This is a genomic window from Lysobacter sp. ISL-50, assembly GCF_018612875.1.
GTDB lineage: Bacteria > Pseudomonadota > Gammaproteobacteria > Xanthomonadales > Xanthomonadaceae > Lysobacter.
Window position 1 is genome coordinate 62552 of record NZ_JAGGRI010000001.1, and the last position, 22404, is coordinate 84955.

A 22404-nucleotide genomic window follows, 5' to 3' on the forward strand; every position below is an offset into this window, starting at 1 on the left:
CGGTGGTTGACGCGTCGCGGCCGCCATCGGGCGACCGCTTTGGAACAACGCCGCGCTGCGCGTCGCCGCGCGGCGCGATCAGATCGGGCTTTGCCTGGACCAGCGCGCCGCCAGCTTGGCCGCCAGATCGGCCGGCTGGCCGTGACCGGCGCCGCGCGCGATCGCCGCGCTGGCGGCGGCCGCGTCGTAGCAGCCGTCGGGCGCCTGGCCGGCGATCAGCGCACCGTGCGCGGACAGCTTCATCGCCGCATCGACCTGGCCCGGATCGGCGCCGCTGAACAACAGCACCGCGCTGTCGGACGCGGGCAGCGCCTCGAGCACGTCGCCGCCTTCGACGAACTGGATGCCGCTGTCGCCCGCTTCGATGCCCACGCCCGCCGGCAGGATGTAGATCACCCCGTCGATGGTGCGCGAGCCCGGTTCGGCGAGCTTGACCAGCACCGAGGTCGCGCGCTGCATCTGCGCGACCAGCTTGTCGTAACGGCCGCCGTCCAGGCGCTGTTGCACCAGCACCGGACGATCGAAATTTTCCGGCAGCGCGCCGAGCAACTGGCGCACCGCATCCGGGCCGCCGATGCCGGCGAGCACCAGCACCGCGCCGCTGCGGGTCGAGGCCGGCAAGCGGTCATCGACCAGTTCCAGGCCGGAGATGCGGCGCTCTAGTTCGTCCAGATCGTGCTTGCCCACCGAGGCCGCGCCATGCGCGCCGCTCTGGCCGGTGGCGGCGCTGACCAGACTGGCCTCGTCGCTGAAGGACCAGTCCGGCACCGGCGGCGCCGCCGCGGCCGGAATGCGATCGACCAGCGGCGCGGCTTCGGTGCTCAGGTCGAAATCCAGGCCGGACTCGAAGGTGAAGTTTTCCGCGTCGCCGTCGCGGCGCTCGCCGCGGCCGTCGTCGAAATCGATCGGCGCGATCGGCGTGGAATCGCGATGGGTCGCGTCGAAATCGATGCGCGCGCCTTCGGCGGCGAACGAGGCATCCAGATCGACCAGTTCCTGCACCTGATTCGGCGCCGGCGCGCGCCACACTTCCAGGTCGCCCAGGCCGGCTTCGTCGAGCGCGGGCAGACCGGTGTCGACGCTGTCGGCTTGAACCCATTGATCGACCGCCGGCGAATACGGCTGCGCTTCGCCCGGCACCGCCGACTGCTTGTCGGCCGCTTCCAGGGTGAGGCCTTCGAAATCGAAATCCGCATCGCGCTTGTCGTCGAACGCCACCGGCTGCGCGGTCAGTTCTTCGACCGCACCGTCGGCCGGATAGGCGTCGATTTCGATGAAATCGGCGTCGCCGCCCGGCGCGGCGGTGCCGAGCGCCTGACGGGCGAAGAACTCGCGCGCTTCGTCGGGCAACGGCGGCGGTTCGGACAGGATGCGGTCGCCGGCCGAGCCGGTCGGCGCGACGCGCGCCAGCTCGCCGAGTTGTTCGGCGGCGGCGAACGAGGAAGGATCGGACGCGGGTTCGACCGAAACGGCATCGAACACCGGCGCGGAAGTCGCCGCCGGACTGGAACGCAGATCGTCCGCTCCGGCATCGGCCGCGTCGAAGCTTTCCGCTTCGAAGGCCTCGACCGCTTCGATTTCCTCGATCTCGCCGAACGCCGATGCGTCCGCCGCTTCGACCTGCTGCAACGGCACCAGGCCGACATCGGCCGCCACCGGTTCCTGCGCCAGCGGCGAGGTATCGGATTGCGGGCGCTGGAACCCGTCCGCGACCAGCACGGGCGCCGCTTCCGGCTCCGGCTCGCGGCCCGGCGGCAGCACGTCGTCGTGACGATTGAGCTTGGCGCTGAGGTGGCGCGCCCAGCGCGCCGCGTCCCAGCCTTCGCGCGAGGCGGCCAGTTCGGCCTCCTCGAAGATCACTTCGATCGAAGGATCGATCAGCACGTTCTCGAACCGGTCCAGCGCGTCTTCGGCGGCCGGATCGAGCACGACCACGACCACGTCCGGATCGGCCGAATCCAGCGCGGCCGGATCGAGCACGGTCGGATCGCCTTCCAGCACCAGGTTCGCGCCGGCTTCCACCAGCGCGCCGCGCAGGCGCTCGCAGGCGACGCCGGCTCGCGCCAACAACACTACGCGACGTTCTGCTTCAGCCATGACTACGCGAAATTCCAAGCAGTTCGAACACGTTGCGGATCAATTCGGGCTCCTGATAAGGCTTGCCGAGATAGCGCTCGACGCCGATCTCGAACGCGCGCTGGCGGTGTTTTTCGCCGGTACGCGAGGTGATCATCACGATCGGCACGTCGCGCAGATGCGGGTCGGCCTTCATTTGCGTGGCCAGCTCGTAGCCGTCCATGCGCGGCATTTCGATGTCCAGCAGCATGAGGTCGGGCACGCGTTCGGCCAGACGCTCAAGCGCGTCGATGCCGTCCTTCGCCGTGACCACTTCGAAGTTGTGGCGCTCCAGCACGCGGCCGGTGACCTTGCGCATGGTCACCGAGTCGTCGACCACCATCACCAGCGGCACGCGGCGGGTTTCGGCCGGAACCGGCGGCGGCGGCGCGTTCAGGGCGAAGTCCTGCAGCAGCGCGGCGCGGCGGCGCACCAGCGGCGCGACGTCGAGAATCACCACCACGCGGCCGTCGCCCATGATCGTCGCGCCGAAAATGCCCGGCACCGAAGCGACCTGCGGGCCGACCGGCTTGACCACGATTTCGCGGTTGCCGATGACCTGGTCGATGGTGACCGCGGCGCGCAGATCGCCGGAGCGGATCAGCAGCAGCGGCATCTGCAACTGGCCTTCGGCCTTGGCCGGCGCATGGCCGACCAGGACGCCCAGATCGTGGACGTGATAGTCCTCGCCGCCGTAGCGGTAGGCCACATCGCCCGCGTCGAGCAGTTCGCGCGACAGGCGGCCGACGCCGCGCACCGAGGCGATCGGCACGGCGAAGGTGATGTCGCCGATGCGCACGAACACCGCCTGGGTGACCGCGAGCGTCTGCGGCAGGCGCAGGGTGAAGTGAACGCCCTTGCCCGGGTTGGAATGGATGTCGAGCGTGCCGCCGAGCTGGCGCACTTCGCTGGCCACCACGTCCATGCCGACGCCGCGGCCGGCGAGGCGGCTGACTTCGTCGGCGGTGGAGAAGCCCGGTTCCAGGATCAGCGTGTCGAGATCGGCTTCCGACAGCACCGCGTCGGTGCGGACCAGACCGCGTTCTTCGCCGCGGCGGCGGATCGCGGCGCGGTCGAGACCGGCGCCGTCGTCGGCCACTTCCAGCACGACTTCCGAACCTTCACGGCGTACCGCGATGCGCACCGTGCCTTCTTCCGGCTTGCCGGCGGCGCGGCGCTGTTCGGGTTTTTCCAGGCCGTGCGCGACCGCGTTGCGGAGCATGTGCTCCAGCGGCGCGGTCATGCGTTCGAGCACGTTGCGGTCGAGTTCGCCCTGGGTGCCTTCCAGCTTCAGCGCGACCTGCTTGCCCAGTTCGGTCGAAGCCTGACGCACCACGCGGCGCAGACGCGGCAGCAGCGTATCGAACGGCACCATGCGCGTGCGCATGAGGCCTTCCTGCAGCTCCGAGCTCACGCGCGACTGTTGCAGCAGCAGGGTTTCGTACTGGCGGGTCAGATCGTCGAGGGTGATCTGCAGGCTGTTCTGGTCGGCCGCCGATTCGCCCAGCGCGCGCGAGAGCTGCTGCAGGGTCGAGAAACGGTCGAGTTCCAGCGGATCGAAGGACTGGTCGCCCGATTCGCCCTCGCGCTGGTAGCGCGCGATGATCTGCGCTTCGGTTTCGATTTCCAGGCGGCGCAGCTGATCGCGCATGCGCAGGTTGGTCGCGGCCATTTCCGCGATCGCGCCGCGGAACGCGCCGAGCTGCTGTTCCAGGCGGGCGCGGTAGATCGCGACTTCGCCGGCGTAGTTGACGAGGCGGTCGAGCAGGTCGGCGCGGATGCGCACCTGTTCCTGCGGAGCGCGCACGCCGATGTCGTCTTCGTCCGCGAACGGCGCGTCCACGATCGGCGCCGACAGCGGCTTGAGCGCGCCGGTATCGGCGGCCGCGGCCTGCGCCGCGCCCTCGCCTTCGTAGCCTTCGGCCATGCCCGGCAGCGCTTCGCCGCGCGAGCGCGCTTCGAACACCGAGATCAGCGCGTTGGGCATGGCGATCGCCTTGCGCCCGCCGACCCGGGTGACCATCGCGTGGAGTCGGTCGAAACCGCGCTCGAGCAGGACGATGCCGTCGCGGCCGAGTTCGACGCGGTTATCGACCACCGATTCCAGCAGCGATTCCATGACGTGGCCGAGTTCGCCCACGGCCATGATGCCGGCCATGCGCGCGCCGCCCTTGAGCGTGTGCAGATCGCGCTGCAGGCCGACCAGCGGCTCGCGCTCGTTCGGCGCTTCGCGCAGTTGCGCGAGCAGGCCGTCGGAGTGGTCGAGCAGGTCGCCACCCTCTTCCACGAAGATATCGACCAGTTCCGGATCGAGCTCGCTCAGGTCGAGCGAGGCTTCCGGGTCCGGATCGGCGCTGGAGGCCTGCGCGAACGCGGCCGCGAGCGCGGCGGAGATGCCGGCCACGGCGCTGCTCGGCGCGGCCGCACGGCGCGCGGCCTGCGCGGCTTCGGCGGCGGCGGCCGCTTCGGCTTCGCGGGCCAGGTCTTGCAGATGGGCCTGGACGAGTTCGTCCGGCTCGCTGTTGGCCGCTTCCAGATATTCGGCCTGCAGACGGTCGGCTTCGTCGCGTTGGGCCGCGGCGATGCGCTCGGCTTCCAGGCGTTGTGCTTCGGCCTGTTCCGCGGCGAGGCGTTCGGCTTCCAGGCGTTCGGCTTCGGCTTGTTCCGTAGCGAAGCGTTCGGCTTCCAGACGTTCGGCTTCGGCCTGTTCCGCAGCGAGGCGTTCGGCTTCCATGCGCTCGGCTTCGGCCTGTTCGGCGGCGAGGCGCTCGGCTTCCAAGCGTTCGGCTTCAGCCTGCTCGGCAGCGAGACGCTCGGCCTCCAGACGCGCGGCTTCGGCCTGCTCGGCGGCCAGACGCTCGACTTCGACGCGTTGCGCTTCGGCCGCGTACTCGGCTTCCAGGCGTTCGTATTCCAGGCGCTCTTCTTCCGCGATGCGCTCGGCTTCCAGGCGCTCGGCCTGCAAGCGCGCGGCTTCGGCCTGCTCCGCGGTGAGGCGTTCGGCCGCGGCCTGCGCTTCGGCGGCCAGGCGTTCGGCTTCGCGACGCTCGGCTTCCACGCGCGCGGCTTCGGCTTGTTCGGCGGCGAGGCGTTCGGCTTCCTGACGCGCGGCTTCGGCCTGTTCCGCAGCGAGGCGTTCGGCTTCCAGACGCGCGGCTTCGGCTTGCTCCGCGGCCAGACGCTCGGCTTCCAGACGCGCGGCTTCAGCTTGCTCCGCGGCCAGACGTTCGGCTTCCAGGCGTGCGGCTTCGGCTTGTTCCGCGGCCAGACGTTCGGCTTCCAGGCGTGCGGCTTCGGCTTGTTCCGCGGCCAGACGCTCGGCTTCTAGGCGTGCGACTTCGGCCTGTTCCGCGGCCAGACGCTCGGCTTCCAGGCGTGCGGCTTGCGCTTGCTCCGCGGCGAGGCGTTCGGCTTCCAGGCGCGCGGCTTCGGCGCGCTCGGCTTCAGCGCGCGCGGCGGCGGCTTGTTCGGCGGCGATACGCGCGGCTTGCGCTTGTTCCGCGGCGACGCGCTCGGCTTCGGCGCGTTCGGCCTGGGCACGCGCGGCTTGCGCCTGTTCGGCGGCGATGCGTTCGGCCGCGGCCTGTTCGGCGACGGCGCGCTCGGCGTCGACGCGGGCTTTTTCGATGCTGTGATAGCCCAGGCCCAACGCACCCAGGGTGCGCGCGTCGAGCTCGCCCGGCAGCTCGTCGAGATTGATCTCGAAGGCTTCTTCGTTGGACGCGGGCGTGGCGGTCTGGGCCGGCGCCGGGCCGTCTTCGCTCTCGCGCTGCAGATCGTAGCCTTCGAAAGCGCTCAGATCGGTGGCGGTGAGTTCGGACAACTCCTGGCCATCGGGCAATTCGTCGAGTTCGATTTCGAACTCTTCCACGATCATTGGCGAGCGCGCGTCGGGCAGGCTGTCGCGCAGCGCGGCGATGCGTTCGGGCAGGCCGAGGAACATCGGCACGTGCGGAGTCGGCGACTTCAGAGCCTCGACCGTGCGGCGGATCGCGTCGGCGACCGCGCCCAGCGCGGAGATGCCTTCGCTGCTGGCCGGCGCGCCGCTGGCGAGCAGGCGCTTGACGTAGGCTTCGGTCGGCGCGGTGACGTCGGTGATGACCGGCACTTCGGTCATCGCGAAGGCGCCGTTCAAGGTGTGGATCGAACGCTGCAGTTGATCGCTGGCCAGTTGCGGCTTGGCCTGCGCGCTGGCGAGCCAGGCCTCGATGGTGACGAGGTGGCCGGCGACTTCGCCGTCGAGGATTTCCAGCAGCACCGGATCGACCGAGGCCGGCACGTACGGGCCTTCGGTGACGATCGCCGGCGCCGCGGCGGCTTCGGCCGGCTGCTCGGCGGACACCGGCGCGGGCGCCTGGTAGAACGCTTCTTCGCCGCTGGCGAGCAGGTCGGCATGCGCTTCGATGCCGGCCACATCCACGCTCAGCGGCGCTTCGTTGCGCAGCGCGGCATAGAAGCCCGGCAGTGCGCGATGCGCGTTCTCGATCAGATCGATGACCTGCGGGCTGGCCGGACGGCCGTGTTCGCGCACCCGGTTGAGCAGGTTTTCGATCTTCCAGCTGAATTCGCCCAGGGTGCGCGCGCCGACCAGGCGGCCGCTGCCCTTGAGGGTGTGGAACACGCGCCGCACCGGCTGCACGCGCGCCAAGTCTTCCGGCGCTTCGCGCCAGGCCGGCAGCAGGTGATCGAGGTTGGCGATTTCTTCTTCGAATTCCTCGAGGAAGATTTCCCGCACTTCGTCGTCGATGTCGTCCACGGTCTCGAAGCCGCCGTGGGCGGGCTGCGACTGGCCGAGGAAGGACGGCGGCGAGGACGGCACCGCTTCCATCAGCGCGCTGTTGACCAGCCCGCCGGAGACACGTTCGGTGATGTCGGCCGCTTGCGCCGGCGGCTGCGCCGGGTTCGGCTCGGCGTCGAAGGCCGAGGCGTACTGGGCGGCGCCGTGTTCGGCATCGACCGGTTCCGACGAGGTGGACAGCTCGCGCGCCTGCACGTCGGACAAGGTCCATTCGGCGGCGGCGGGGATCTGGTTCTGCGCGGGCGGCGTCGGCGCGGCGGCCGGCTTCTGCGCGGCTTCGGCGGTCGCGGAGACCGCGGCTTGCTCGGCCTGCGGCTCGGCCCGGACCACGTCCGGCAGCGGCCAGTAGCGCAGCGCTTCCAGGCTCTGGCGGGCGATGTCGAGGATGTCGTCGCGGTTCGGGCGTTGCTCGCGCAGCGCTTCGAGGTAGTACTCCAGGCTGGCCAGGGCATCGGCCAGGGTGTCGAGCTGCTGGCCGCTGGGCACGCGGCGGCGGCCGATCAGTTCGACTTCGGTGTAGCGCTTGACGCCGGTCAGGTAATCGGCGGCCAGCGGCAGCTCGATCATGCGCAGGGCGCCGGCGACTTCGTCCAGCACGCGCGGCACTTCGATGAGTTCTTCGTGATCCCACTTGGTCTCGACGAAGGCGACGAAGGACTGGCGCGCGTCGCCGAAGTTGGCGATGGCTTCGCGCGCGACCACGTCGAGCACCTTGCGCGCTTCGCCGGCGAGCAGGTCTTCCTCGGCCTTGTCGTCGGGCAGGCCCAGGCGCGAGACCTGGTCGTCGAGCGAGGCGTCCACGTACAACAGGGCGCCGGCGACATCCAGCAAGGTGCCTTCGTCGGCGGCGCGGCGGCCGTCGGCGATTTCGCTCATGGCCTCGCGCTGCTGCAGCACCACGGTGCGGGCCATGCCCAGCCCCATCATGCCGAGCGTGTCGCTGACCCGGGCCAGGGCTTCGACCTGCGGGCGCAGTTCGCCCGGGTCGGTCTGGTTGGTGCGCAGGTGCAGGTCGAGCGCGTCCTTGACCCGCAGCAGGTCTTCCTTGATCGCCGCCGCGACGGTGTCGAGCAGGGCGCGATTGCGGCCGCTGAGGCTGCCGCGGGCGTGTTCGAGTTCCGATTCGCTGGGCAGGTGCGCGGCGAGTTCGAAGGTCTGGCGCAGGTCGTCCAGCGCCGGATGGCGGCCGTCGCTGTGGGCGACGTGATACAGCAGTTGGCGGGTCGGCTCGGCGGCGGGCTCGCCGCGCGGCGCGCTGAAGCCGTCGTCGGCCAGCATCTGCCGCGCTTCGCGCTCGACGCCGCCGAAGGCCTGGCGCAGCGCGCGGGTCGGCGGCAGAGCGCCGTCGCGCAGCGCGTGGGCCACGGAGGATGCGACCCACAGCATGCGCCGCACCGGTTCCAGCACCACGTCGGCCAGCAGGCCGTCGATGGCCGAGGCCAGTTGCGAAGCGTTGCCCGGCGCGCCGTCTTCCGGCCATGCGGCCAGAGCGTCGCGCAGCGAGGCCAGATGCGGAGCGCTGGTGTTGCGGCCGCCGGCGGCGCCGACCGGCAGCGGCGGCGGCAGGTGCGCCGGCAGCGGACGGTCGAGGTTCGGCGCGAACAGCACGCTTTCGTTGAGGCCCGACTCGCCGCGCGTGGCGCGCAGCTCGTTGAGTAAGGGCAGCAGCACGATCGGAATATCGCGATGGCCGCCCTGCAGGCGTTCCAGGTAATCGGGCAGCAGCACCACGCCGCGCATCAGCGCCGCGCAGGCTTCGTCGCGGTCGTGGACCGCGCCTTGCTGCAGCGCCACGGCCAGGCGCTCCATTTCCTCGGCGACCATCGCCGGGGCGTACAGCTCGACCATGCGCAGGGTGCCGTGCACCTGGTGCAGATGGTTGGCGCACACGCGCATGCGCGAGGTGTCGGCGGGATCTTCGGCGAACGCCTCGATCTCCTGCCGCGCCTGACGCAGGGTTTCGTCCAGCTCGGGCTTGATCCAGCCCAGCGTGGTGGTGTCGATGGCTTCGCGCAGCGCGGTCATGACGTGATCCGCCCTTCTACGCGGCCGCATCGCAGACGCGGTCCATGGCTCAGCCAGCGATGTGTCGGACGCTTCATCCTCGGTACAACCCTTTCGTATGTCTGTGCCGCCTGCTGCAACTGCCGGTCCATCACCGCACCTCGCTCAAACGGCTCCGCTGCCCGCCCTCAGGCCGGCAGCTTGAAGTCGGCGACCGAACGGCGCAGGTCGGCGGCCAACTGCGCGAGGTTTCCAATCGATGCCGCGGTCTGATTGGCGCCTTGCGAAGTCTGCGAGGTGATCTGCTGAATCGTGTTCATCGTCTGGGTGATGTTCGAGGCCGCGCTGGACTGCTGCTGGGCCGCGCTGGAAATGCCTTGAATCAGGTTGGACAAATCCGACGACACCTTTTCGATCTCGCCCAGTGCGGTACCGGCGTCTTCCGCCAATCGCGCACCGGCGACCACTTCCGACGTCGTCTGTTCCATCGAGCTCACAGCTTCGTTGGTGTCGGACTGAATTGTCTGGACCAATGTCTCGATTCGCTTCGTCGCGTTGGACGCGCGTTCGGCGAGTCGCTGCACTTCGTCGGCCACCACCGCGAACCCGCGGCCCGCTTCGCCGGCCGAGGCCGCCTGGATGGCCGCGTTGAGCGCGAGGATGTTGGTCTGTTCGGAAATGTCGTTGATCAGTTCGACGATCGAGCCGATTTCCTGCGAGCTTTCGCCCAGTCGCTTGATGCGCTTGGAGGTCTCCTGGATCTGGTCGCGGATCGAGTCCATGCCTTGAATCGTCTGCCGCACCACGCCCGCGCCCTTGGTCGCGATCTGCACCGAGCGCTGCGCCACGTCGGCCGACTCGGCGGAGTTCTTCGAGACCTGATCGATCGAGGCCGCGATTTCGCTGATGCGGTCGGAGGCGGAGTTGATTTCCTGCGCCTGGTGTTCGGCGGCCTCGGCCAGATGCATGGCGGTGGCCTGGGTTTCCTGCGCGCTGGACGCGACCTGCACCGAGGTGTCGGTAATGGTCTGCACCAGGCTGCGCAGCTGTTCGACGGCGAAGTTGATCGAGTCGGCGATCGCGCCGGTCATGTCCTCGGTGACGGTGGCCTTCACCGTCAGGTCGCCTTCGGCGAGCGAACCCATTTCGTCCAGCAAGCGCATGATCGCTTCCTGGTTACGGTCGTTGAGTTCCTTCGTGGTCTGGTAGCGGCGCTGCTGGGCGTAGTTCAGCGAGAACAGCAAGCCGCCGATGGCGATCAGCGCGACCAGGCCGGAGATGATCGATACCCAGATGTTGCCGAACACGCTGGTGTCGCGCACCGAGCCGAACGAGGTGAAGGCGCTGAACAGCGATTCGCTCTCGGCCAGCATCTTGTCCGAGCCGCCGGTGATCGATTCGGCCGCCGCCTGCGCCTGGAACAGGTTCTTGGAGCTGCCGGAGATGGCGTCCAGATCCTTCTTCATTTCCAGCCACAGCGCCTCGGCCTGACCCAGCGCGGCCAGCGCGCCGCCGTTGGACAGCGCGTTGACGCCGAAGGAGGCGTCGCCCTTGCGCAGGCCGGTAAGGATGTTGCCGAACACGATCGCGTCGCGGCCGAGCGCTTCGCCGGCCATGCCGGCGCCGCTGCCGCCGGCGCGGATTTCGGTGATGCGGCGGGCCATGGTCGCCGACAGCACCACCTGGCGCAGGGCGATGTAGACCTGCGAGGACGGCGAACCCGACGCCGACATCGCGCGGACCAGCTCGTCCAGGCGCGCCTGCAACTGCGGCACGCGGCCGGAGAAGCTGTCGGCGTTCTTGGCCAGGGCCAGCACCGCTTGCTCGGAGGCGATCACCTGATCGGCGCTCTTGCCCATCGGCTCCCAGCTCTTGCTGACCACGCCGATCGGGCCCGACACGCCGGCGGTGTTGCCGTAGTTGTCGTTGAGGCGCTGGATGTCGCCGTCGATCGCCGCCTTGGTCTTCTTGAACTCGGCGAAGGTGTCCTTGTTGCCGCCGACCGCTTCACGCCCCTGCACCGCGAGCTTCTGCGAGTTGACCTGCAGGCGCGAGGCCGCCGAGCTGGCGCCGCCCAAACGGGCCGCCTTCCAGGTCGCGTAGCCTGTATTGAGGCCGAACACCAACACCGATAGGCCCAGCACGATCAGCCAGGTATTGGCGCCCAGTAGGCGGCTCTTGCCGGCGTTGTCCATCACAGTGCTCATGGTTCGGAAACCTCAGGTGTACGTGCGTTTGCGTGCTGGATTGAAGGGAGCGGCTTCAGGCCGCTGCTTGTCGGAATTCGGGAGTGCGCGCCAGCCGGTCGAGGCTGAAGATGCCCCAGGGCTGGCCATCGATGCGGTAGGCGCGATCGATGAAATGGGTGTAACGCCCCTCGATGAGGCCGTCGCCGGCCGCTTCTTCGAGGCTGACCTGCTGCTGGTCGTGGAAGCTGCGCTGGCCGTAGAGCTCGTCGATCAGCACCGCCACGTCGCCGCCGGGCTGGCGCACCAGCAAGATGCGCTGGCCTTCGTGCAGCACGGTGCGCTCGCCTTCCAGGAACTGCTTGAGATCGACGATCGGCAGCAGGCTGCCGCGCACGTTGGCCAGCCCGAGCATCCACGGCTGCGCGCCGGGAACCTGGGTGACCTGCGGCAGCGAGAGGATTTCCACCACCTCGGTGAAGGTCGAGGCCAGCCGGCGCCCGCCGATGCGGTAGCCGACGCCGCGCCACAGGCCGGGCGCATCGAGCTGTTCGGGCAGACCGGGTACGTGCGCCAGGGAGCGGCGCTCGTAATCGCTCAGCACATCGAACGGCGGCTTCAAGATCATCGTGTCAGTTACCCAGCAATTCTTTGATCCGCGCGATCAGGTCTTCCTCGCGCGGCGGTTTGACGATGTAGTCGCGCGCGCCCTGGCGCATGCCCCAGGCGCGGTCGGTTTCCATGCCCTTGGTGCTGACGATCAGGACCGGGATTTCCTTGGTCTGCGCGTCGCGGCTGAGCGCGCGCGTGGCCTGGAACCCGTTCATGCCCGGCAACACCACGTCCATCATCACCAGGTCCGGCCGTTCCCGCTTGGCGGTCTCGATACCGTCCTCGGCACTGCCCGCGGCGAAGACTTCGTGCCCGTTGCGCTGCAGCAACTGAGTCAGGACCGCGGTGTCCGTCGGCGAGTCCTCGATAAGCAGGATGCGTGCCATGGTGTGCCCTACCCCCCGGTCAGGCGTGTACGTGCTTGCGGATCGCGTCGAGGAGTTCCTCGCGCGTGAAAGGCTTCGTCAGATATTGCTCGGAGCCGACGATGCGACCCCTCGCCTTGTCGAACAGACCGTCCTTGGACGACAACATGATGACCGGCGTGCCCTTGAACAATTGATTGTTCTTGATGAGCGCACAGGTCTGATAGCCGTCCAGACGCGGCATCATGATATCCACGAAAATGATCTGTGGCTGCTGGTCGGCGATCTTCGCCAACGCTTCGAACCCGTCGATGGCCGTGACCACCTCGCATCCTTCGCGTTTCAACAGCGTCTCGGCGGTTCGACGGATGGTCTTGGAATCGTCGATCACCATGACCCTGAGACCATCGAGGCTGCCGCTACGAACCTCGTCGAGCATTCTTTGTATCCCCCATTGCAAACGCCGTGAAATCCCCGGGCGTTGCGAAGCCGTCTTTATTCCAAGCCGCACGCAGGCTGTCAAGCGCGCATTCCGTGCTTGGAAACTGAATACGCAACGCACCGGCGTCACGAAGGGCATCTGTCGCGCATCACACGATGCGGCAGAACCCCTCCATCGACCTGCGTATCGTCGCCCCTGGCATCGTGCGATGACCTGATCGTTGCGTGTCGCAAATGGACGCAGGGCGGCCGTTTGAGACCCCGACATCATGACAGATACCGGTGACCCGCCTGCTACCATCACGTCAATCTTTCAGGATTCCGTTCCCATGCCGTTGGACATCGTCGTCGTGATGGACCCCATCGGGTCGATCAAGATCGCCAAGGACTCGACTTTCGCCATGCTACTGGAAGCCCAGCGGCGCGGACATCGGCTCTGGTACATAGAACCGGGCGGTTTGAGCCTGGTGGGCGGTAAAGCCGTGGCGAAAGTCGCTGCTTTGACGGTGCGCGACGACAAGGCCGGCTGGCACGAACTGAGCGATTGGTCACAAATCGAGCTCGGCGCCGCGCACGTGATCCTGATGCGCAAGGACCCGCCGGTCGATGCCGAGTACCTGCACGACACCCAGATCCTGTCCGTCGCCCAGCGCGCCGGCGCGTTCGTGGTCAACGACCCGCAGGGGCTGCGCGACTACAACGAGAAACTGGCCGCCCTGCTGTTTCCGCAGTGCTGCATCGACACCCTGGTCAGCCGCGACGCGGCCCAGCTCAAGGCCTTCGTCCAGCAGCACGGCCAGGCCGTGCTCAAGCCGCTGGACGGCATGGGCGGGCGCTCGATCTTCCGCGCCGCCGCGGGCGAGGCCAATCTCAACGTCATTCTCGAAACCCTTGGGGATGGCGGCCGGCATTTGGTCATGGCGCAGAAATTCCTGCCCGAGATCAGCGCCGGCGACAAACGCATCCTGCTGGTCGATGGCGTGCCGGTGGACTACGCCCTGGCCCGCATCCCGCAGGGCGACGAGTTCCGCGGCAACCTCGCCGCCGGCGGCCGCGGCGAGGGCCGTCCGCTGAGCGAGCGCGATCGCTGGATCGCCCACGAGGTCGGCCCGGAGATGAAACGCCGCGGCATGCTGTTCGTGGGCCTGGACGTGATCGGCGACTACATGACCGAGCTCAACGTCACCAGCCCGACCTGCATCCGCGAACTCGACGAACAATTCGGCCTCAACATCGCCGGGCTGCTGTTCGACGCCATCGAGGCCCGCCTGCAAGCCGCCCGCGCCGCATGAGTTCGATCGCGCCACCCCTGCCCGGCGGCGGCCTGGCCGAGCCGCAGCGTTTCAGCGCCACCATGGTGCTGTCGGTCATCGTCCACGGCATTCTTCTGCTCGGCGTCGGCTATACCCTGGAGAAAGCCGCGCCGGTGGTGCCGACGCTGGACGTGATCCTGACCCAGACCCAGACCGCGCTGACGCCCAAGCAGGCGGATTTCCTCGCCCAGGCCAACAACCAGGGCGGCGGCGAGCACGACAAGAGCACCCGCCCGCGCGACAACCAGTCCGGTCCGGCGCCGCAGGCCGAGGCCGGCGTGGCGCAGATGGCGCTGCGCGCGCAGTCGCCGACCGCGCAGCCCGAGCCGGTCGCGCGCGTGGTCAGCAGCACCCGCGGCGAGACCGTGGTCGCCCGCGACCGCGCTACCCAGACCCCGACCGAGCGGCCGCTGCCGCCCGGCGAGCGCAAGATCGAACACGACGTCGAGATGGCGCGCCTGGCCGCCGAGATCCACATGCGCTCGGAGCGCTACGCCAAGCGCCCGACCCGCAAGTTCGTCTCCGCCAGCACCACCGAATACGCCTGGGCCGGCTACCTGCGTTCGTGGGTGGACCGGGTCGAGCGCGTGGGCAACCTCAACTACCCCGACGAAGCCCGCCGCCGCCACTTGGCCGGGCAAGTCGTGATCAGCGTGGCGGTGCGGCGCAACGGCAGTGTCGAGCGCGCGGACATCGTGCGCAGCAGCGGCATCGCTTTGCTGGACGCCTCGGCCTTGCGTATCGCCCGGCTGGCGGAACCGTATCCGCCGTTGCCTAAGACCGAAGAAAACCCGGACATTCTGCATGTCACGCGGACGTGGAATTTCCTGCCGGGTGGGTCGTTGGTGGACGAATAACGACGAGCCCAAGCCGCGTTATCGTGAGAAGACACGGCACCAGACAGTGGCCTTTTCGCTTCAATGGACTGAATGCAATGCGCACTTCCCTCAAGCCCCGTCGATGGCTGTCGTTTCTGGCGATCACACTGGTCGCGCTCGCGGCCGGATGCGGCCAGGCGCCCGCGCCGTCGGCGATTGACGCCCGTTGGGCGGCTCTCGGCGGCCGCCTGTTCGCCGATACCCGACTCGGCGCCGACGGTCGCACCGGCTGCGTCACCTGCCACCAACCGCAGCACGCGTTCTCCGACGGGCGCCCGCTCTCGCTGGGCGTGCGCGGCCAAACCGGCACCCGCAACGCACCGACCTTGCTCGATGTCGGCGAGCTGCCGCATCTGTTCTGGGATGGGCGCGAAACCCGGCTCGAACACGTCGTACTGCAACCGCTGACCAACCCGGTCGAGATGGGGCTGGGCTCGATCGACGATTTGCTAAGGCGCCTGCGCGCCGATCCGAAGTACGCCGCTGCGTTTGCCGACCTGGGCGGCGTATCCGCCGACGCAGTGGCCACGGCCCTGGCCGCGCATCTGCGCACACTGCGCAGCGGCGACAGCGCTTACGACCGCTACCGTTCCGGCAACCGCGACGCGCTCGGTCCCGACGAGCAAGCCGGCCTGGCCCTGTTCACCGGCAAGGCCGCCTGCAGCGAGTGCCATGCGCTGCAAGAACCGCGCCCGCGCTTTACCGACGACCGCTTTCATCACCTTGGCGTTACTGACAACGCCATTGCCGGCAAAGTGGCAACGCTGATTCCACGCCTGGACAGTAAACGCAATCTCGGCCACCTCGTGCTGACCGAAGCCGATATCGCCGGCCTGGGCCATTTCGTTGCCAGCCGCAAACCAGCCGACCTCGCCGCGTTCCGTACACCCTCGCTGCGCAACGTCGCCCTGACCGCCCCTTACATGCACGACGGCTCGGTGGCGACGCTGGAGGAAGCGGTGGACCAGGAGGTCTATTACCGAGGCATCAACAAGGGGCGGCCGCTGTCGATGACGGTGGAGGAGCGGCGGCAGTTGTTGGCGTTTTTGCGGGCGTTGTCGGCCACGCAGTAAGAGACGGGCCGGACCGGCACGACCCAGCGCCAAACGCGTCTACGCGAACGTAGCAGACCCGTCATACTCTGAAACGAACGCGGCCGGACCCCGTCATCGTCGACGGACTCACACACGCACGCCGTGCATCCGCCATCCGTATACACCCGTGGCTCGCGAGACCGGCGTCTGCGCGGCCTCGTGCGACTGCGGCGTCATTATCGCCGCCGCTTCGTGCCCCGCCGGACAGGAGCGCGATTCCCACACCGATGAAGAACGGCACCCCGAACCACAAGGCCAGGGGATACAGCGTATTCATGTCTTTCGAGAACTTGATCGGCACTAGGCACAACACTAACCAACACGCGAATCCAAGCGCCTGCAGCACAAAAACTAGCGCCAAGCCCATGCTGAGAGTGACTCGCCGACCGGCGATGCCCCTCTGGTTCACCCGGCCCACGACCAACCGGGTCGGAAACTCCATCACATATGGAGTCGCCAAGCTGAATGCGAACACATACGCCATCGCCAACCAGGGCAACCAGGGCAACCAGGGCAACCAATTTATTTGCATCCGCAGCCACCGCCTCCACCGCTATTACGCGGGTCCGGCAGATTATCTGCCCCTGTATGCGTACTCAACGGCGGCCGATTCGACGTGAAAACACCTAGATCGCCCATAGTGCCGCCTCGACCTTTGCCTCGCCAATCGCCGCGCCACGACCACAGATGCAATCGACCCGGTCGATCAAGGTTCGCGGACTAAGCTTTGTGCATAACACAAGTACGGCCGCCATCCGCAAAAAAATAGTACGCAAGCACTGTCAGGCTGATCGCCGCCTACACCTTCAGCGAGTTTCACGACCATCCTGACCTTGCCTTGCGCGACCAGCTTGCCGTTTTTCTTAAGCACTGCCCTTACGCCGGAATGCTCTACCGAGTCCACCCATCCTGTAAATAGAGCTAAAGCGAGCACTCCATGAGCCAGAGTCGCAAGTGCTAACACTGTGCTCACGCCAGCGAACAAAACACGCACGGCGGTGGTCAGCCCCCTGCCTTCCGGCTCAAACGGGATGCTTGCCGTGTATCCGGTAAGCATCACGCCGCCTCCGCCCAATGCGGCATACCAAAGCGCTTGACGAAAATTCCTATTCATCTGCCCTTACCGATCTGACCGCCGGTGATGCTACCGGTGGTAGAAACGGCGGCCCCAGGGAGGCCAGCGATACTCCGCTGCGCCACCTGGGAAGCAACCGTTCCAGTGAACGAAGTCCCCCAAGCAGCGGGTGCCAGGAAGCCGCTGAGACCGGCCCCAAGGGTAGAGCCAGCCAGGGCCCCCCAGTTGAACTTCGGGCATGGTTTATTTCTATTAGTCATCCATTGGCCCAACGCATTGCTTGCCCCGCTCGCCAGCGCTCTGGCCCCCATGTGTGCTAGGACGCCGCCTGCTTGGAACAGATAGGCGCCGGTTCCTCCGATGATCGCGCCCGTAGTGGCGCCGAGCAGCGCGGCACGCACGATCGCTCCCGTATCCCCTCCCTGAATCCAGGCTCCAAACGCGCCCCCTGCCGCACCAATCAATCCGCCGGCGATAGCCCCGGGAACTCCGAAAAGCCCGGTGGGATCAACCATCGAGACAGGTGAGCCCTGAACATAGGCGTACGTGTTAATTCCGCCGAACAGCCCGACCGGATCTTCGCTGATGAACCGGGCCATGCCCGGGTGGTAGTAACGCGCGCGGTAGTAGTACAGCCCGTTCTCGTCCAGCTCACGGCCTGTGTATTGGTAGGGATTGGTGAAGCCACTTTGCATGGCCTGACTCTGGCCGTAGGGCGTGTAGTCGTATTGCTGGACCACCGCGCCACTAGCGTTGGTCAAGGCTTTGGTACTGCCAAGCCCATCGGTCAGGAAATAGGTCCGGCCGGATACATCAGTGCGTGCGAACCGCTCGTCGACTCCCAATCCGGTTAGCACACCGCCGACCTGGGTTCCGCGGGTTTCCTGGACCGTATCGAGACCGTCGTACAAGTATTGCACCGACTGTTCGTTTTCAGTCTTGCGGATACGGCGCCCGAGCGGATCGTATTCAAAACTCGCGACAGTCTGGCCGTCCTGCTGGATAGCTACGAGCTGATCTCGGCCATTCCACACATAAGTGCGCGTCCCGTCGCTGGTCAAATTGCCGTTGGCGTCGTAGGTCAGTGGCTGGCCGAGGTACGCAGTCTGTCGATGGTTGTCGTCGAAGACGTTGCCTGAAGCTGCCGCCGGCAGCAGGGTGTTCGCCCAGGAGCCGGTCTGTACCGTGCGCTGGCCGCTGCGATCATAGCCATAGCCCATGCTGCCGAGCACGCTGCCGTCGCCTTTCGCATAAGCCAGTCCGATCAGGTCACTGGCCTCGTTGAAGCCATAGGCTGCCACGACGGCGTTAGGCAGCGTCATGGTCTTGCGGCGGCCGATCTCGTCGTATTCGAACGCGACTTCTTCGGCGCCCTGCAGTATCCGGCGCAGCTGGTCGGCGGCGTCGTAGCGGTACTCGACCTTGGCTTGGCTACCCGCAGTCATCCCGATCCGGCGCCCCATCGCGTCGTAGTCGTATGTGACCACGCCCGCATCGCCACTTTCGCGACGCAAGCGATCGAACTCGTCGTACTCCCAGGTCAGAACCCCAGTCATCGAGTCCACCAGCTGACGACGCCGGTCGCCCGCATCGTATACGATGGACTGCGTACTACCGTCGGCCAAGGTCAGAACTTCTGGCCGTCCGAGCGCATCGTAGGCCACGCTCGAGGTCTGATTGCGGCGGTTCTTGTACGACTTGAGTCTGTCGCCCGGGAAATAGGTCCAAACCTCGGCTTGATCCAGACTATCGCGCCTCTCTGCTAATCGATCGCGCGCGTCGTAGACATAGGTGACGCCGTTGCCGTGAGGCAACAACACCGCCTCGACATTGCCATTGTTGTCGTAGGTCAGCTGCGTTTCCTGCTGCGACGGATCGACGAGTTTGCGCACGCGATCATTGTTGTCGTAACTGCGCCGGGAGATGCGCCCGTCGGCGTCGCGCACTACTACCAGACGCCCCAATGTGTCGTATGCGAAACCCGTCGCGCGCCCCACTTGATCGACCGTCGCCGTGAGCTCGCCTCCCTCGTAGCGATAGATGGAGGTATAACCCTTGGCATCGGTTACCGCGATCGGCTGACCGACTGCATTGCATTGGATGTGCGTGGCTCGGTCCAGCGGATCTACGATCTTGCTCAGACAACCATCCGTGTACTCCAAGGTGGTGATCCGGTCCAACGCATCGGTTACGCTGCGCAATTGGCCGTTGCCGTAGTACGACATCCGGGTCGTCTGCGCCTTCTGCGTTCCATGCAGCAGCGTCACCATGGTAGTTTGGCCGACCGAGTCGTATTGGTACTCGATTTTGCGCCCCAACGGATCGGTGCGCAGCCGGACTTGGCCCGACGCGTGGCGATCGTACAGGTAGGTCTGCTCCTCGCTGGTGCCATAACCGTAGGTATCACTGATCGGATACAGCGTCGCGTTCTCATCGAACAACACCCGCCGCTTCACTCCGTCCGGACGCGTCACCAGCACCGCTAGATGGCCGTCCGGCGTGTTGCTGTAATTGAACGTGTACACGCTGTTATCCGCCAGCGTCTGCTTGCTGATACGGCCGATCCAACTACCATACTTCGGATATTCGTTATAGACCACGCGATTCCCACGACGGTCCGTCACCGACTCCATCACATGCTGCTGCAGGTACGTGCCGAACTTCTTGTGGTCCTTCGCATACAGGCAATAACGCGGATCGACGTTGATCCCCGACGGGCATACGTCGAAGTCATCGGCAAACGTACTCACCAGATAGGTGTAGCGCTTGGTGGTTTGGTCCGGGTACGTCACCGTCGACAGCAGGCCCTTGTCGTTGTAGTCGTACGTCCAGGTCCGGCCGGTGTGGTCCTTCGCCGTCTTGATCCGGTTCTGCGAATCGTACGTAAACGTCACGATCCGTCCGTTCGGCGACACTAACTGCGTCAGCAAGCCAGCGTTGTAGACCAGCCGGGTCTGGTTACCGAACCGATCCTGCACCCACTGCAACCGGGTGTTGTTGTAGCTGCCGAACTGCATCTGCGAGCCATCGCGCAAAGTCACTCGATACGCACGGCCGTAAGGCTGCTCCGGATCGGAATCGAAGATCGAACGCATCACCGCGCCCGCATAAGCGGTGCGCGATCCGTGCTGGCGCCATTCGCCCTGGGCGCCGGTGCCGGACAGGCGATCGAATAGCACCGCCGAGCCGTTCGGCAGCACGATCCGGATCCCCGCATAGTCGTCGGAGGTCCGCTGTAGGTAGTGGCCGAACCCCAGCGACATGCCCAGGCCGAACTCGCGCTTGCCCATATCGCGCGGACGGTAATGCCGCTCGATCGTCAGCGGCACCACGTCGTTGATCGTCACGTCGGTATCGGCGTAGATGAAGTCGCCGGTGTGCAGGTCGACCGGATCACCTTCGGTGCCGGCCCCGCCGCCCTTCGCGCTCTGGTCGGCGCAGTTCGGATCGGGGCATTTACCGTCCTGATCCGGTGGCATCCCATCCTTCGGCGGCGGATCGTTGTTCGGCACGCTGTACATGCCGCCCATCGTCTGGTGCAGCGCCACCCCGCGCTCAGGCTCGAACTGGCGGCCGTCGGCCGATACCGTACCCTGGCCGTATACCCGCCAGCCTTCGCGCGGGTCGTAGATCCAGAAGTCCGCCGAGGTGCCCGCCGGCTTGCGGTCGTAGTTCGGGTAATACACCCGGATACCACCCGACGCGGTCGGCGTCAGGCCTTGCACCTGCGCACCACCGGGCTCCAAGGTGAACGCCATCGGGTGGTTCTCTTTCACCGGGAACGGCGCGCGGTTCACCGGCGTCGGCACGATCGCCAGTTCGGTCACCAACTGGCCCTTGCGATCGCGGATCACTGCGCCCGCCGGTATCCGCAACTCTAGGCCCGGCATGTCCGGATGGCCGATGCGCATCTCCTGCTTCAGCGGCGAGGCGATCTGGATCTTGTCGCGCGCGGTGATGCGCGGCAGGTGCAGGAGATAATTCAGTTCGGTCAGCTTGCCCGTGGCGACGCGCACCCCGACCACGAACTGGCCGTATTCGGCCTGCGCGCTGTTGGCGGTGCTGCCGTCCACGTACAGTTCCTGCCAGCCCGGCGCCGCGTCCAGCAAGGTGAACCAGCCGTCCGCATCGGTCCGCGCCTTGTTCGCGCCGATGCTGACTTCCACATTCGCCACCGGCTGTTCGTCGACCCGCACCACCCGGCCGCGCATCACCGTCACGCCGTACAGCGCCGCTGTCTTGGCCATCGACGGGTTCGGCGTCGGCGCTTGATCGGGAGTGTAGATGCGCCAACGGCTATCGGTGTTATCGGCGCCCGGATACCACACACCATCCTTCAATTCCGAACGCGCGCGGCACGGTGTGTACCAGGCGTTCTTCTGCACGCACGCGCGCGTTGAGCCTTCGCCGGTCACTTGTACTTCACTGGATGTGCTGACCGGCGCCTCGGCCGCGTTGAGCGCGGCGGTCTTAAAGTCGATTGCCGTCGTCGCCAGCGATTGTCCGTTGCGGCCACGCACGCCGTCGATCAACAAGGTGTAAGCCGAATCGGGGAACAGTGCCTGCAGCGGCGTCACGAACAACAAGCGCCCGGCTTCCGCCGGCACCACCCGGACCGAGGCACGACCGCCCGGGCCGAACAACACCACACTGCTCGTGTTCAGTTCCGCGGCCTGCAAGGGCTCGCTGAAACGCAGCGACAGCCGCGCGTCCGGCGACACATCCATCGCCTTCGCCGACGGCCACGAAGCCGACAGCACCGGCGCCGTGATCCGTTCCTTAATCGCTGTGAACCTGGGCGCAGGCGCGAACGCCTGCCGCTGTGGATCGAAGCGATCGTCCTGCTTTAGCGTCCGGCCTTGCGCGTCCACGCCACCCGACAGCCGCACCCGACCGTCCGCCTCCAATACGCTCGAGTGCCCCAGGCGCGGTGGGTTCCATGCGCCGGGCACGATCTGCACCGAGCCGTCGCGCTCATCCCACACCTCCGATTTGGCTACGCCGGCCACGCCCGGCGTCCAACCGCCGCTGAGCAACAAACGACCGTCGCTCAGCAAGGTCGCCGCATGGCCCGCGCGCGGCGCCAGCCCGGGTACCCGGGCGGGCGTCAAGGTCTGCGTCGACGAGTCGAACCAAAGACCTTCCGGCTGCGCCCGGCCGCCTTCATCCACGCCGCCCCATACCAATACCCTACCGTCGGCCAATACGCTTACGCTCGCCAAGCGCCGCGCCGAGCCCAGGGGCCAATGACGCACTTCTCGTGCCGGTGTCGCATCCGTTCGCAATGACAACGAGCGGCCGTCGCGCGCCAGCATCAACCAGCGACCATCCGGCAACTGCGCGCGCACCTCGCGCGACTGCAGCGCCAGTTGTTGCGACAGCGACAGCGGTAGCGGCTCCAGCGCCGCACCGACCGCGCCCATCGACAGGCCCAGTGCGAGCGCCATCGCGCCGACTCGCCAGCCCTTACGCTTTCCTTGCTCGATACGGTTCATCGTTCGTTTCCTTATCCATGTTCCGCCA

Annotated in this window: 12 protein-coding genes; 4 read left to right on the forward strand and 8 right to left on the reverse strand. The window is 66.9% G+C overall.

Going from position 1 to position 22404, the window contains the following annotated elements; genetic code table 11:
* Positions 1-78 precede the first annotated feature (78 nt).
* From J7J50_RS00290 to pilG, 6 genes are all read right to left on the reverse strand, one after another.
* Positions 79-2097, reverse strand: coding sequence for a chemotaxis protein CheB (locus tag J7J50_RS00290; RefSeq protein ID WP_215058873.1), 2019 nt, complete (start codon positions 2095-2097; stop codon positions 79-81).
* Positions 2090-8938 (reverse strand): Hpt domain-containing protein, encoded by a 6849-nt coding sequence (locus J7J50_RS00295; protein WP_215062867.1) that lies wholly within the window; start codon positions 8936-8938, stop codon positions 2090-2092. The genes J7J50_RS00290 and J7J50_RS00295 overlap by 8 nt, the downstream gene beginning before the upstream one ends.
* 167 nt (positions 8939-9105) lie before the next feature.
* Positions 9106-11124: a methyl-accepting chemotaxis protein gene (locus J7J50_RS00300; RefSeq protein ID WP_215058869.1), complete on the reverse strand. Its 2019-nt coding sequence runs from the start codon at positions 11122-11124 to the stop codon at positions 9106-9108.
* A 55-nt stretch (positions 11125-11179) separates the two neighbouring features.
* The gene (locus tag J7J50_RS00305) at positions 11180-11725 is read right to left on the reverse strand and encodes a chemotaxis protein CheW (protein WP_215058867.1); all 546 of its coding nucleotides are present in this window, start codon (positions 11723-11725) and stop codon (positions 11180-11182) included.
* A gap of 10 nt (positions 11726-11735) precedes the next feature.
* Positions 11736-12101: a response regulator gene (locus tag J7J50_RS00310; protein ID WP_057943999.1), complete on the reverse strand. Its 366-nt coding sequence runs from the start codon at positions 12099-12101 to the stop codon at positions 11736-11738.
* Positions 12102-12120: 19 nt separating this feature from the next.
* Complete coding sequence (gene pilG, locus J7J50_RS00315) at positions 12121-12519, reverse strand: twitching motility response regulator PilG (protein WP_031372856.1); 399 nt, start codon at positions 12517-12519, stop codon at positions 12121-12123.
* A gap of 331 nt (positions 12520-12850) precedes the next feature.
* Between pilG and gshB the strand changes: the two genes are divergently transcribed.
* From gshB to J7J50_RS00335, 4 genes are all read left to right on the forward strand, one after another.
* Positions 12851-13813, forward strand: a complete 963-nt coding sequence (gene gshB / locus J7J50_RS00320) for a glutathione synthase (RefSeq protein WP_215058865.1) — start codon at positions 12851-12853, stop codon at positions 13811-13813.
* Positions 13810-14691 (forward strand): energy transducer TonB, encoded by an 882-nt coding sequence (locus tag J7J50_RS00325; protein WP_215058863.1) that lies wholly within the window; start codon positions 13810-13812, stop codon positions 14689-14691. Before gshB ends, J7J50_RS00325 begins: the two co-directional genes overlap by 4 nt.
* A 77-nt stretch (positions 14692-14768) precedes the next feature.
* A complete protein-coding gene (locus J7J50_RS00330) occupies positions 14769-15785 on the forward strand; it encodes a cytochrome c peroxidase (RefSeq protein WP_215058861.1) in 1017 nt (338 codons plus the stop codon).
* Positions 15786-16033: 248 nt separating this feature from the next.
* Entirely contained in the window at positions 16034-16426 is a 393-nt protein-coding gene (locus tag J7J50_RS00335) for a hypothetical protein (protein ID WP_215058859.1), read from the forward strand.
* An 86-nt stretch (positions 16427-16512) separates the two neighbouring features.
* On the opposite strand, the gene J7J50_RS00340 is transcribed toward J7J50_RS00335, so the two are convergent.
* Both J7J50_RS00340 and J7J50_RS00345 read right to left on the reverse strand, forming a co-directional pair.
* Entirely contained in the window at positions 16513-16920 is a 408-nt protein-coding gene (locus J7J50_RS00340; protein ID WP_215058857.1) for a hypothetical protein, read from the reverse strand.
* Positions 16917-22376, reverse strand: a complete 5460-nt coding sequence (locus tag J7J50_RS00345; protein WP_215058855.1) for an RHS repeat-associated core domain-containing protein — start codon at positions 22374-22376, stop codon at positions 16917-16919. Before J7J50_RS00345 ends, J7J50_RS00340 begins: the two co-directional genes overlap by 4 nt.
* Positions 22377-22404 lie beyond the last annotated feature (28 nt).

Bases quoted from the DNA above. Each gene is read 5' to 3' on its own strand.
- J7J50_RS00330 (WP_215058861.1), top strand. From the start codon at position 14,769: ATGCGCACTTCCCTCAAGCCCCGTCGATGGCTGTCGTTTCTGGCGATC.
- J7J50_RS00340 (WP_215058857.1), bottom strand. From the start codon at position 16,920: ATGAATAGGAATTTTCGTCAAGCGCTTTGGTATGCCGCATTGGGCGGA.
- J7J50_RS00300 (WP_215058869.1), bottom strand. From the start codon at position 11,124: ATGAGCACTGTGATGGACAACGCCGGCAAGAGCCGCCTACTGGGCGCC.
- J7J50_RS00345 (WP_215058855.1), bottom strand. From the start codon at position 22,376: ATGAACCGTATCGAGCAAGGAAAGCGTAAGGGCTGGCGAGTCGGCGCG.
- J7J50_RS00335 (WP_215058859.1), top strand. From the start codon at position 16,034: ATGAAGAACGGCACCCCGAACCACAAGGCCAGGGGATACAGCGTATTC.
- pilG (WP_031372856.1), bottom strand. From the start codon at position 12,519: ATGCTCGACGAGGTTCGTAGCGGCAGCCTCGATGGTCTCAGGGTCATG.
- J7J50_RS00325 (WP_215058863.1), top strand. From the start codon at position 13,810: ATGAGTTCGATCGCGCCACCCCTGCCCGGCGGCGGCCTGGCCGAGCCG.
- gshB (WP_215058865.1), top strand. From the start codon at position 12,851: ATGCCGTTGGACATCGTCGTCGTGATGGACCCCATCGGGTCGATCAAG.
- J7J50_RS00295 (WP_215062867.1), bottom strand. From the start codon at position 8,938: ATGACCGCGCTGCGCGAAGCCATCGACACCACCACGCTGGGCTGGATC.
- J7J50_RS00310 (WP_057943999.1), bottom strand. From the start codon at position 12,101: ATGGCACGCATCCTGCTTATCGAGGACTCGCCGACGGACACCGCGGTC.
- J7J50_RS00290 (WP_215058873.1), bottom strand. From the start codon at position 2,097: ATGGCTGAAGCAGAACGTCGCGTAGTGTTGTTGGCGCGAGCCGGCGTC.